Source organism: Streptomyces sp. SAS_272, assembly GCF_052543235.1.
Window position 1 is genome coordinate 86,953 of record NZ_JBMNDR010000002.1, and the last position, 12,631, is coordinate 99,583.

General features: G+C 73.7%; 11 protein-coding genes. All 11 read left to right on the forward strand.

Annotated elements, in window-relative coordinates; genetic code table 11:
• The first annotated feature begins 199 nt into the window (after positions 1-199).
• The 11 genes from ACN6LD_RS02000 to ACN6LD_RS02050 all read left to right on the forward strand — a co-directional run bounded on the left by ACN6LD_RS02000 (position 200) and on the right by ACN6LD_RS02050 (position 12,363).
• A complete protein-coding gene (locus tag ACN6LD_RS02000; protein WP_319188136.1) occupies positions 200-736 on the forward strand; it encodes a DUF2617 family protein in 537 nt (178 codons plus the stop codon).
• Positions 737-984: 248 nt separating this feature from the next.
• A complete protein-coding gene (locus tag ACN6LD_RS02005; protein ID WP_445042348.1) occupies positions 985-2,625 on the forward strand; it encodes a polyamine aminopropyltransferase in 1,641 nt (546 codons plus the stop codon).
• A gap of 204 nt (positions 2,626-2,829) precedes the next feature.
• Complete coding sequence (locus tag ACN6LD_RS02010) at positions 2,830-3,768, forward strand: SRPBCC domain-containing protein (protein ID WP_445042349.1); 939 nt, start codon at positions 2,830-2,832, stop codon at positions 3,766-3,768.
• A 99-nt stretch (positions 3,769-3,867) separates the two neighbouring features.
• Positions 3,868-4,665, forward strand: coding sequence for an aldose epimerase family protein (locus ACN6LD_RS02015; RefSeq protein WP_445042350.1), 798 nt, complete (start codon positions 3,868-3,870; stop codon positions 4,663-4,665).
• A gap of 10 nt (positions 4,666-4,675) precedes the next feature.
• The gene (gene pyrE / locus ACN6LD_RS02020) at positions 4,676-5,248 is read left to right on the forward strand and encodes an orotate phosphoribosyltransferase (RefSeq protein WP_057577908.1); all 573 of its coding nucleotides are present in this window, start codon (positions 4,676-4,678) and stop codon (positions 5,246-5,248) included.
• 355 nt (positions 5,249-5,603) lie between these two features.
• Positions 5,604-6,635, forward strand: a complete 1,032-nt coding sequence (gene fbaA, locus ACN6LD_RS02025; protein ID WP_057577907.1) for a class II fructose-bisphosphate aldolase — start codon at positions 5,604-5,606, stop codon at positions 6,633-6,635.
• 104 nt (positions 6,636-6,739) lie between these two features.
• Positions 6,740-8,206 carry an MFS transporter gene (locus ACN6LD_RS02030; RefSeq protein ID WP_445042351.1) on the forward strand — a complete coding sequence of 489 codons (1,467 nt, stop codon included), beginning with the start codon at positions 6,740-6,742 and terminating at the stop codon, positions 8,204-8,206.
• 180 nt (positions 8,207-8,386) lie between these two features.
• The gene (locus tag ACN6LD_RS02035; protein WP_319188126.1) at positions 8,387-8,800 is read left to right on the forward strand and encodes a DUF3151 domain-containing protein; all 414 of its coding nucleotides are present in this window, start codon (positions 8,387-8,389) and stop codon (positions 8,798-8,800) included.
• 181 nt (positions 8,801-8,981) lie between these two features.
• Positions 8,982-9,827, forward strand: coding sequence for a tryptophan 2,3-dioxygenase family protein (locus ACN6LD_RS02040; protein WP_319188124.1), 846 nt, complete (start codon positions 8,982-8,984; stop codon positions 9,825-9,827).
• Positions 9,820-11,004 (forward strand): kynureninase, encoded by a 1,185-nt coding sequence (gene kynU / locus ACN6LD_RS02045; protein WP_319188122.1) that lies wholly within the window; start codon positions 9,820-9,822, stop codon positions 11,002-11,004. The genes ACN6LD_RS02040 and kynU overlap by 8 nt, the downstream gene beginning before the upstream one ends.
• 477 nt (positions 11,005-11,481) lie before the next feature.
• A complete protein-coding gene (locus tag ACN6LD_RS02050; RefSeq protein WP_445042352.1) occupies positions 11,482-12,363 on the forward strand; it encodes an alpha/beta hydrolase in 882 nt (293 codons plus the stop codon).
• The last annotated feature ends 268 nt before the right edge of the window (positions 12,364-12,631 follow it).

Consider the following 12,631-nt stretch of genomic DNA (forward strand, 5'->3'; position numbering starts at 1 on the left):
CCCACGAAGTTGGGTAAAAACGCTGTGGTGGCACCACACTTCATGATTCCCTCTAAAACACCGACGCAGCCCCTCACACCCTTCGGGCGTCCCGAGCGGACGACCTCCCCAGACCGGGCTGACCGGGGCGGTTCCCGGTGTCGACCGGGGTGCGCCGGACCTTTTCCTCCTTTTCTTTGCGTCTCCGCGGAGCCGATCCATGCTCACGACCCTGAACACCTCCTACACCGACACGCGCGCGGCCGATCTCGCCTGGGCCCTGGGGCGTGAACCGCTGCCCGCCCTCGCCACCCTCGACCTCGAACTGAACGGTGCCAAGCTTCAGTTGAGACTGCTCGGTGCGTCGCACCAGGTGCTGCTGGAAGAGGAGCAGGCCAGCTGTTCGGAGACGGTGGCCTGTATCCCCGGCAGCAGCACTCCGCTCCCGCTGGGCGTCGCCAAGCGGGTCGGCGGCTGGGAGTACGAGTTCGCGGCGCGCGTCGAGGAGCTCTCGCCGGGCCGGTTCGCGGGCCGCGCCCAGGAGCTCCTGGCCCTCGTCTCCGAGCATCCGCACGGCCTGGTCGGCGTCTTTCCCGGCAGCCCGCACGCCTTCACGGCCCTGCTCGCCCAGCGCCACGAGGGCCATGTCCACTGGCGCACCTGGCACGCGTACCCGCAGGACGGGCAGTTGGTGGCGACGAGAACCAGGGTCGGCGTGCGCGTGCCGGTGTGCGCCGAGATCCCGTCCGGCGGATGAGGCGTGGACCGGTGGGCCGCGGACCGGTGGGGCGGCCACCGGTGGGGCGTATGCCGGTCGGGAGGGAACCGGTCGGGCAGGGGTCGGTGGAGCGAAGCCCCGGGGGCCGAGGGCGGCGGGGCGTGACGGTGGCGGGGCGTGACGGCGGCCCGTCTGGCGGTGACTCAAACGTGTGACCGCCCGGACGCCCCGAGTTTCACACGTGTGGGTGACGAAGGGTGCCCATCCCGTGACGTAACGTCGCAGTCGTGATCGAACCGTACGCACCGGCCCCGCCCGGCGCTCCGCCGCCCTGGAGGGGTCCCGCGCGGCTCCCCGTCCGGCCGGACACCGGGCGGCTGCTGGTCCTCGCGTGCGTCTTCGTCTGCGCGGCCTGCGGTCTCGTCTACGAACTCGAACTGGTCGCCCTGGCCTCCTACTTGATGGGCGACTCCGTCACCCAGGCGTCCGTCGTGCTGTCGGTCATGGTCTTCGCGATGGGGCTCGGCTCCCTCGTCGCCAAACGGCTGCGCCGGTTCGCCGCGGCCGGCTTCGGCGTCCTGGAGGCGGCCCTCGCCCTGGTCGGCGGGTGCAGTGCCATGGCGCTGTACGCGGTGTTCGCCTGGACGGGCGGCTGGGGCGGCCTGTGGGCCGACGGCTCCCGCATCCTCCTCGTCGCGTTCTCCCTCGCCATCGGCCTGCTCATCGGGGCCGAGGCGCCGCTCCTCATGGAGCTGATCCAGCGCATCCGGCGGCAGGACGCGGGCGGTGCGGTGGCGGACCTCTTCGCCGCGGACTACGTGGGCGCGCTGGTCGGCGGCCTCGCGTTCCCGTTCCTGCTCCTGCCGTTCCTCGGCCAGTTGACGAGCTCCCTGCTGGTGGGCGCGGTCAACGTGGTCGCCGGGGCCGCCCTCGTGCTGGGCCTGTTCCGGCGCGACCTGACCTGCCGGGCCCGCTGCCTCCTGCTCGTCGCCAACATCGTCGTCCTCGGCGTCCTCGCCTCCGCCGCCGTCCTCGTCGACGACTTCGAACGGGCCGCGAGGCAGGCGGTGTACGGGGGCGACGTGCGGGTGGCGGTGCAGACCGGCGTCCAGGAGATCGTGCTGACCGGCGGCGCCGACGGCCGCCCCCTCGACCTCTATCTGGACGGCCGCCTCCGTTTCGCGGGCCGTGACGAGCGCAGGTATCACGAGGCACTCGTCCAGCCGGCGATGAGCGGCCCGCACGCGCATGTGCTGATCCTCGGCGGCGGCGACGGTCTGGCCGCCCGCGAAGCCCTCGGCCGTCCCGGCGTGCGTCGCGTCGACCTCGTCGCGCCCGATCCCGGGCTGGTCCGGCTGGCCCGCACCGACCCGGCCCTGTCGAGCCTCAACGACCACGCCTTCGGCGACCCGCGCGTCCGCGTGGCCGCCGGGGACGCCTTCCAATGGCTGCGCGAGGCCCCTCCGGCGACGTACGACGTGGTCGTCGCGGATCTGCCCGATCCCGGCATCACGGCGAGCACCAAGCTCTACTCCCAGGAGTTCTACGGTCTGGCCCGCCGCGTCCTGGCCCCCGGCGGCCGCCTCGTCGTGCACGCCGGGCCGGTCGCGGGCCGGTCGCGGGTGTTCTGGACGGTCGAGGCGACGCTGCGCGCGGCCGGCCTGCACACCGCCCCGTACCGGGTGGACGGCCGCGGCGCCGGGCGCACCGGCGGCCCCGACCGCATCGCCGGCGACGACTCCCGGGCCCCCCGCGACTGGGGCTTCGTGCTGGCCGCCGCGGACGCCCGCCCGCCGGTGCGCCTCGACGCGCGCGAGCGCCCCCCGCGCACGCTGACCCAGGCGGCCCTGACTGCGGACGTCCGGGCGGCCGAGGCGCACCGGGTGGCCGGAGTGCCGGCCTCGACGCTGGTGCATCCGCGGTACTGACGCGACGCCCCGGTGTGAGAAGCGCATGCTGCTCCGAGCGGGGAGCACACCCGGCGTCGAAGAGCGAGCCGATCGGTCGCCGGAGGGGGATCGGCGCGTGGCGTCGACGCCGCTCGTGCGGGCCTACCACCCGGTCGGTCGCGGGGAGGCCGAATCCGGTTTCGCCGCGTGCTTTCCCGCCCCGCGTGGGTAGGCTCGGGACTTATGGAGCAAGAGGTGTTCGTTCCGGTTCCGGCCGAGCGGCTGAGGGCGGCCCTCGCCGATCCCGCGCAGGTGGCCCGTGCGGTTCCCGGGCTCCAGCAGGACGCGGGCACCGAGCCCGTCGCGGGCCGGCTGAAGATGCGGATCGGCGGCCACACCATCACCTACCGGGGGACGGCACGCGTCTCGCCGCGCGAGAACGGCGGCTACGCCGTGGAGGGCGACGGGACGGAGGTCCGCGGCAGCGGGTCGGTCGAGCTGAGCCTCGCCCTTCATCTGCGGGAGGCCGACGCGGGCACCACGCTCCGTTTCGAGGGGACGGCCTCGGCGGACGGCCGGGTCGCGGAGCTGCCCTCCGAGGCGGTCGTCTCGGCGGTGGCCAGGCTGCTCACCCGTTTCGCGGCGAACCTGGGAGTGTCGGCCGCACGGGACGAGCAGCCCGAACCCGGGACGAGTGACGGCGCCGGCCGCCGGGACGACGTCCGAGGCGACCGCCAGGACGAGGTACAGGACGACGTCCAGGACGGGCGGAACGCCGCCGCCCCGGTGGCCGACGCCCCCGACGCCGGGAACGACGCCGATCCGGACGCCGATGCGCGGGACGCCGGTGCGCCCCACGACGTCGCCGACACGGACGCCGCGGACGACGTCGACGAACCCGTCGTCCCCGCGGCCGTCTTCGAGACGGCGGCGCTCCCCTCCGAGCTCGAGGACCTCACAGGCCCCGCGCAGCCGCCCGCCGAGGCCGCGCACGCGCGCCGCACGATGATCGGCCGCAGCGCCGAGGAGGTCGACCACGCTCCGCCGCGCGGGCGCTACGCGCCGGTCCCCGCCCCGCAGACCGTCATGCCGAACAGCGCGCTGCGGTGGGCGGCGCCGGCTGCCGCACTGGTCGTGGCGTCCGCGATCGTGGTCGGCAGGGCGCTGCGCCGACGCGGTTAGGACGGGTCGGCACCGGTTGCGAGGCCGGCCCGGGGGCGGCCGGCCCGTCGACGGGCCCTGCTCCTCAGGTGGCCCCGACCGCCCCAGTAGGGTCGTCCCGTGAGTGACGAAGAGATCACGCTGACCGCGGGCGACGCGGAGGCGACCGTGCAGCCGGGCAACGGCGGCCGGGTCGGGGGGCTGCGCGTCGGCGGCCTCGAACTGCTGCGCCAGGGCGAGCGGTTCGGCTGCTTCCCGATGGTCCCCTGGTGCGGCCGCATCCGCGACGGCTGCTTCCACAACGGCGCGACCGTCCACCGGATGCCGCTCAACGCCGCGCCGAACGCCATCCACGGCACCGCCCGCGACGGCGCCTGGAAAGTCGCCCGGCGCACGGCCGACGAGGTCGTGCTGACGTACGAACTGGTGGCGCCCTGGCCCTACCCCGGCCTGGTCACCCAGGTGTTCGCGCTGACCGAGGACGCTCTGACGATCCGGATGGCCGTGGAGACGTACGACTCCTCCTTCCCGGCGCAGATCGGCTGGCACCCCTGGTTCAACCGCAACCTGGGCGGTCAGGAGGCCGAGGACGTGCGGGTCGCCTTCGACCCGGCCTGGCAGGAGCAGCGCGGCGACGACCATCTGCCGACCGGCGAGCGCGTCGAGCCGAAGCCGGGCCCCTGGGACGACTGCTTCGGCATGCCCGGCGGCGTCGACGTCACCCTCACCTGGCCCGGACAGCTGGAGCTGAAGGTGACCAGCCCCGAGAAGTGGGTCGTCGTCTACGACGAGCAGGAGGCGGCGGTGTGCGTGGAGCCGCAGACCGGCCCCCCGAACGGGCTGAACACGCTCCCGCGCCTGGTCACGCCCCTGGAGCCGCTCGAGGCCGCGACGACCTGGTCGTGGTCGCGGCTCTAAGCTGAGGGGCATGACGGACGTCAACGGAACAACGCCGCCCGGCGCACGCGGCGCGCTGCTGCAGCTGATCAAGGACAAGGCCGTGGTGCACGGCAAGGTCACCCTGTCGTCGGGGCTGGAGGCCGACTACTACGTCGACCTCCGCCGGGTCACCCTCGACGGGGAGGCCGCCCCGCTGGTCGGGCAGGTGCTGCTCGACCTCACCGCCGACCTCGACTTCGACGCGGTGGGCGGTCTGACCATGGGCGCCGACCCGGTGGCCGGCGCCATGCTGCACGCGGCCGCCGCCCGCGGCCGCAGGCTGGACGCCTTCGTCGTGCGCAAGGCGGCGAAGGCGCACGGGCTCCAGCGGCGCGTCGAGGGGCCGGAGATCAGGGGCCGCCGGGTCCTGGTCGTCGAGGACACCTCCACCACCGGCGGCTCGCCGCTGACCGCTGTGGAGGCCGTGCGCGAGGCGGGCGCCGAGGTGGTGGCGGTGGCGACCATCGTGGACCGGGCGACCGGAGCGGACGAGAAGATCCGCGCGGGCGCGGGCGTGCCGTACCTGTTCGCCTTCTCGAAGGACGAGCTCGGCCTGGACTGACCCGCCCAGGGCTCCCGCTCGAACGGCGCCCAGGGTTCCCGCTCGAACGGCGCCCAGGGTTCCCGCTCGACACTCCCAGGGCCGTGCCCGGCCTGCCCGGGCTCTGGCCTCGACCAGCCCGGGGGCCGCGCCCGGCTAGCCCGGGAACCCGGGGCTCAGGCCTCGACCCGCCCCGGGGCCGCGCCCGGCCCGCCCGGGGACCAGCCCCGGGGCCGCGCCCGACCCGCCCTGTGGACAGGGCCTGGACCATTCGCGCAGGTCTGGAAAGATGGGGCCGACGACGACGTCGAACCCCAAGGTCTAGGTCAGGGCCGTAGTACGCAGATCGCCAACCGCACAGTCAAGGAGCGGACAGATGCCCATCGCAACCCCCGAGGTCTACAACGAGATGCTCGACCGGGCGAAGGCAGGCAGGTTCGCCTACCCGGCCATCAACGTCACCTCGACGCAGACCCTGCACGCGGCGCTGCGCGGCTTCGCGGAGGCGGAGAGCGACGGCATCATCCAGATCTCCACGGGCGGCGCCGAGTTCCTGGGCGGCCAGTACAGCAAGGAGATGGTCACGGGTTCCGTGGCCCTCGCCGAGTTCGCGCACATCGTCGCCGAGAAGTACCCGGTCACCGTCGCGCTGCACACGGACCACTGCCCGAAGGACAAGCTCGACGGCTACGTGCGTCCGCTGCTCGCGGTGTCCGAGGAGCGCGTGAAGGCGGGCCGCAACCCGCTGTTCCAGTCGCACATGTGGGACGGCTCCGCCGAGACCCTCGCCGACAACCTGGCCATCGCACAGGAGCTGCTCGCCCGCGCCGCCGCCGCGAAGATCATCCTTGAGGTGGAGATCACCCCGACCGGCGGCGAGGAGGACGGCGTCTCGCACGAGATCAACGACTCCCTGTACACGACGGTCGACGACGCCGTGCGCACCGTCGAGGCGCTCGGTCTGGGCGAGAAGGGCCGCTACCTGCTGGCCGCGTCCTTCGGCAACGTCCACGGCGTGTACAAGCCGGGCAACGTCGTGCTCCGTCCCGACCTGCTCAAGGAGCTGAACGAGGGCGTCGCCGCGAAGTACGGCAAGCCGGCCGGCTCCCAGCCGTTCGACTTCGTCTTCCACGGCGGCTCCGGCTCCACCGCGGAGGAGATCGCGACCGCGCTGGACAACGGCGTCGTCAAGATGAACCTGGACACGGACACGCAGTACGCCTTCACGCGTCCGGTCGCCGACCACATGTTCAAGAACTACGACGGCGTCCTGAAGGTCGACGGCGAGGTCGGCTCCAAGAAGACCTACGACCCGCGCACCTGGGGCAAGCTGGCCGAGGCGGGCATGGCCGCGCGCGTCGTCGAGGCCACGCAGCACCTGCGCTCCGCGGGCCAGAAGATCAAGTAATCCCCCGTGCGGTCCCTGCGGGGCCGCACGGACTCGTACCGCACCGGGCCCGGCGTTCGTCAGCATCCTGTCTGACACGCCGGGCTCGCTGTATACCTGGGGGCATGCCCGACGTCCGGATGGCCTCGCCCCGCGGCAGATGGATCCTGCTCACCACCGTGCTCGGCTCCAGCATGGCCCTGCTGGACTCGACCGTCGTCAACGTGGCGCTGCCGCGCATCGGCCGTGATCTGGGCGCCGACCTCGCCGACCTGCAGTGGACGGTCAACGCGTACATGGTGACGCTGGCCGGGCTGATCCTGCTCGGCGGCTCCCTCGGCGACCGTTACGGACGGCGCAAGGTGTTCGTGGTGGGGGTGGTGTGGTTCGCCGCCGCCTCGCTGCTGTGCGGGCTGGCCCCGAACGCGGGCGTGCTGGTGGCCGCGCGGGCGTTGCAGGGCGTCGGCGGGGCCCTCCTCACCCCGGGCTCCCTCGCGCTCATCCAGGCCTCCTTCCACCCCGACGACCGGGGGCGTGCGGTGGGGCTGTGGTCGGGGTTCGGGGGCATCGGCGCGGCCGTCGGGCCGTTCCTGGGCGGCTGGCTGGTGGACGGTCCGGGCTGGCGTTGGGTGTTCCTGCTGAACCTGCCGCTGGCCGCGGTGTGCGTGCCGGTGGCGCTGAGGCACGTTCCCGAGTCGCGGGACCGGCTCGCGCACGGCCGGTTCGACGTCCTCGGCGCGGTGCTCGGGGCGCTCGCCCTCGCGCTGGTGACGTATGCGCTGATCGAGGCCCCCGGCGGTTCGGCGGGCGTCGTGGCGGCAGGCGTCGCCGGGGTGGCGGCCGGGGCGGCCTTCGTCTTCGTGGAGCGGCGGCGGCCGGACCCGATGATGCCGACGGACGTCTTCGCGTCCCGCCAGTTCACCGCCGTCAATCTGGTCACGCTGTGCGTGTACGCGGCCTTCGGCGGCTTCTTCTTCCTCTCGGCGGTGCAGTTGCAGACGGTGGTGGGCTGGTCGGCCCTCGGCGCCGGCACGGCGCTGCTGCCGACGACCGTGCTGATGCTGCTGCTGTCCGCGCGCTCCGGCGAGCTGGCCGAGCGGATCGGGCCGCGTCTGCCGCTCACCGTCGGGCCGCTGCTGTGCGCGGCAGGGATGCTGCTGATGCTGCGGGTCGGGCCGGACGCCTCCTATGTCGCGGACGTGCTGCCCGCGGTGCTGGTCCTGGGCCTGGGCATGGTGACGCTGGTCGCCCCGCTGACCGCGACCGTCCTGGCCTCCGTGGACGTGAGCAGGGCCGGCCTGGCCAGCGGCGTCAACAACGCGGCGGCGCGGGCGGCGGGCCTGGTCGCGGTCGCCGCGCTGCCCCTGCTGACGGGCATGGGCCCGGAGACGTACCGCTCGGCGGACGCCTTCGACACGGCGTTCGGGCGAGCGATGGTGATCTGCGCGGCGGCGCTGGCCGCAGGTTCGCTCACCGCGTTCCTCACCGTGCGGCGGCCGCCGCCGGACTGCCGCAGGCCGGAGTGCAGGACGCACGGCAGCGTCCTCGCCCCGCCGCTGGAGGGGCAGCGGGCGCGCAAGCGACTGGGGTAGGGGGCACCGGTCCGGCGCAGTACGGGGCTCGGGTCCGGCAGGGTTGCGGGGGGCACGGGCCGGCAGAGTCAGGGGACTCGGGTGCGGCGCAGCAGGGGGCGCCGGGCCGGTGCGGCCGGGGTGCATCGGTCCGACGCACGGGCGTCTGGCGCGGGGCGCCGAGTGGAGGAGACTGGAGCCATGTCGATTCACGAGAACCTCCTCGGGGGACCGCCCCCGACCCACCTGCCCGACGACCCCGAGCCGCGCGAGCTCCTCGCGAACGGGACGGCGCCCGCCGACGTCGCCGCGAAGTACCCGACGTCCTCGCTGGCCTGGGCCCGGCTCGCCGACGACGCGTTCGAGCGGGGCAGTGTGGTGGAGTCGTACGCGTACGCCCGTACGGGGTACCACCGCGGCCTCGACAGCCTGCGCCGCAGTGGATGGAAGGGGCACGGACCGGTGCCCTGGGAGCACGAGCCGAACCGTGGCTTCCTGCGCGCCCTGCACGCCCTCGCGCGTGCGGCGCAGGCGATCGGCGAGCAGGAGGAGTACGAGCGCTGCGCGCAGTTCCTCAAGGACTCCTCCCCGACGGCCGCCCAGACCCTGGGCTAGCCCCGGCACAGCCGTTCATCTGCGTGTTCGTCCGTTCGTTCGGACGCGGCCCGTCCGGTGTGACCGGACGGGCCTTGCGTTTTCGGGATGCCATTGCGCACTATGTGGCCGTGGGGACCGGGGCCCCCGTGTCGGTAACGGCAGGGGCGGACCGCTACCCGGAGTACAACAGGAGACAGCGATGTCCCAGCAGGCTCAGCCCCACGAGGCTTCGGAGCCCGAGACCCCGCATCTCGACTTCGCCGGCACGACGCCGTACGAGGACTACGTCAAGGCGGACGTGCTCACCCACCTCCAGCACACCCTCTCCGACGACCCCGGAGAGATGGTCTTCCTGGTCACGACCCAGGTGATGGAGCTGTGGTTCACGGTCATCGTCCACGAGTGGGAGACCGCGGCGCAGGCGCTCCGCGAGGACCGGGTGCCGGTGGCGGTCGACGCGCTGAAGCGTTCGGTCCGTGAGCTGGAGGCGCTGAACGCGTCGTGGCGGCCGCTCGCCCAGCTGACCCCCGCCCAGTTCAACTCCTACCGCTCGGCGCTCGGCGAGGGCTCCGGCTTCCAGTCCGCGATGTACCGCCGCATGGAGTTCCTGCTCGGCGACAAGTCCGCGTCCATGCTGGTCCCGCACCGCGCCGCGCCGCGCGTGCACGCCGAGCTGGAGAAGGCGCTGCACGAGCCGAGCCTGTACGACGAGGTGCTGCGACTGCTGGCCCGGCGCGGCCACGCGATCCCCGCCTCCGTCCTGGAGCGCGACGTCTCCCTGCGCTACGAGCCCTCGGCGGAGGTCGAGGCGGTGTGGACGGCCGTGTACGCGGGCGACGAGTCCGACGAGGTCGCCCGGCTGGGCGAGGCGCTGACGGACGTCGCCGAGCTGGTGTGGCGCTGGCGCAACGACCACCTCGTCGCCACCCGTCGCGCGATGGGCGCCAAGGCGGGCACCGGCGGTTCGGCCGGGGTGGCCTGGCTGGAGAAGCGCGCGCAGAAGAACGTCTTCCCCGAGCTGTGGACGGCGAGGTCCCATGTCTGACCTCGCAAGCACCGCACAGCAGCTGGACGCGGGCGACGAACTGGCCGTCAAGCGCGCCCAGTTCGTGCTCGACGACGGCGTCTACCTGGACGGCAACTCGCTGGGGGCCCTCCCGCGGTCCGTCCCCGGCCGTGTCGAGGACGTCGTACGCCGCCAGTGGGGCGCGATGAAGATCCGTTCCTGGGACGAGAGCGGCTGGTGGACGGCGCCCGAGCGGATCGGCGACCGGATCGCCCCGCTGGTGGGGGCGGCGGCCGGACAGATCGTGGTCGGCGACTCGACGAGCGTCAACGTCCTCAAGGCGCTGGTGGGCGCGGTGCGCCTGGTGGACGACGCCCGGGACGAGATCCTCGTCGACGCCGCCACCTTCCCCACCGACGGCTACATCGCCGCGTCGGCGGCCCGTCTGACCGGCCGCACGCTGCGCCCGGTGCACCCGGGAGAGGTCCCGCAGGCGCTGTCCGGGCGGACGGCCGCCGTGCTGCTCAACCACGTCGACTACCGCACGGGCCGGCTGCACGACCTGCCCTCGCTCACCGCCGCCGTGCGCGCGGCGGGCGCGGTCTCGGTGTGGGACCTGTGCCACAGCGCGGGCGCCCTGCCGGTCGGCCTCGACGAGCACGGCGTGGACCTCGCGGTCGGCTGCACCTACAAGTACCTGAACGGCGGCCCCGGTTCACCGGCCTACCTGTACGTCCGACACGGTCTGCAGGACCGCTTCGACTCCCCGCTGCCCGGCTGGAACTCGCACGCCGAGCCCTTCGGGATGCGGGAGACGTACGAGCCGGCGGCGGGCGCCGCGCGCGGGCGCGTGGGCACCCCCGACATCCTGTCGATGCTCGCGCTGGAAGCGGCCCTCGAGGTGTGGGACGGCGTGTCGATCGCGGCGGTGCGCGCCAAGTCGCTCGCGCTGACGGACTTCTTCCTGGAATGCGTCGCCGCCTACGTCCCCGAGGGGCGGGTCGAGTCGCTGACTCCGGTGCGTCACGAGGAGCGCGGCAGCCAGGTGGCGCTGCGCTGCGAGGACGCCGGGGACGTCATGAAGCGGCTGATCGAGCGCGGGGTCGTCGGCGACTTCCGCAGCCCGGACGTGCTCCGGTTCGGCTTCACCCCGTTGTACGTCGGGTTCGCGGACGTGGAACGGGCGGCGCGGACGCTGGCGCGGGAACTGGGCTGACCTGGCGGACGGGCGGCGCGGACCTGGCGGGGTGACCGCGCTGCCCTGGCGGTATCACCGCGCTGCCCCGGCTGTATGACCGCGTTGCTCCGGCAGGGGAATTGCGTTGTCCTGGCGGAGGGGTCGCGTAGGTCGGGCGGAGGGATCCCGCTGTCATGGCGGAGGGATCCCGCTGTCATGGCGGAGGGGTCCCGCTGTCATGGCGGAGGGGTCGCTCCGGCCCGGCGGAGGAGCACTGACCTGGCCGTGTGACCCGGTCGGCTGAACCGGCAGGGTCTCCAGGGCGTACCTAGGGGTACGCCCTGGGGGTTTCCCGGCGGGCGGGCCTGCCGGGGTGACGGAACAGCAGAACCGTTTACCTCTCACCGTGCGTGACATCCGCGTGTCCGCGCACGTCACGGGCCTGATACCGTCCCGGCCAACGGCCGAATTCTCTCCTGGTCCGCCAAATCTTCTTCGCCGCTGAGAGGTTGGAGCATGCCGGACGACGTTGTCGCAGCCCGGGCCGCCGCCGAGGAGGCGTCGGCCTTCGCGCATCCGCCCGTCGAGCCCGACGTCACCGCGGCGTACGGCGACCACCCCGACCAGGTGATCGACTTCTACGTCCCGCGTGCGGAGGCCGGCCCGGGCGGCCCGGTCCCGCTCGTCGTCGTGCTGCACGGCGGAGCCTGGCGGGCGCCCTACGACCGGCGGCACATCACGCCGTTCGCGGGCTTCCTGGCCCGGCGCGGCTTCGCGGTGGCCAACGTCGAGTACCGGCGCGGGGACGGGAGTTCGGACCCGGGGCAGGCTCCGGTCGCCGGACGCTGGCCCGACACCTTCGACGACGTCGCCGCCGCCCTGGACGCGCTTCCCGGTCTCGCCCGGACGGCCGTGCCGCAGGCCGACGCGCGCCGTACGGTGCTGACCGGTCACTCGGCCGGCGGTCACCTCGCGCTGTGGGCGGCGGCCCGGCATCTGCTGCCCGCCGACGCGTCCTGGCGCACCGGCGACCCGACCTCGCTGCGGGGCGTCGTCGCGCTGGCCCCGATCGCCGACTTCGCGGTCGCCGGAAAGCTGGACGTGTGCGGTGGGGCGGCCCGCCAACTCCTGGGCGGCGACGAGCACTTCGAGGATCGGCAGCCGTACGCCGACCCCGCGCTCCTGTTGCCCACGGGCGTCGCGACCACGCTGGTGCAGGGTCGTGCCGACGAGGTCGTTCCGCAGGCGGTCGCCGAGGCCTACGCGGACGCGGCGGCGAAGGCGGGCGAGGTGGTGGGCCTGACCCTGCTCGAGGACGTCGGCCACTTCCCGCTGATCGACCCGGCGGCGGACGCGTGCGCGGTGGTTGCGGAGGAGATCGCCCAACTCGCATGGTGAACAGGTGAGTTCACAGAGGTGTGCGGCGGTGCGCACCCCGTAGGTGTCGTACCCGTAGTACCTGAGGGCTACGTCGCAAGACAGCTCCCGGGTGGGACGCGAACGACACGGCTCGATCCGTAACTTCCAAGCCAGCAAGGCCCGACGGCCGGGCGCATGGCGGGGGAGGGACGGGATGGCGGAGCTGGGTGCGGGCGGACAGCGGCGTGGAGGGGACCGGGACGGGTCGCCGGCCCGGAGCGGCGTGACGGTACCGGGCGGAACGGCC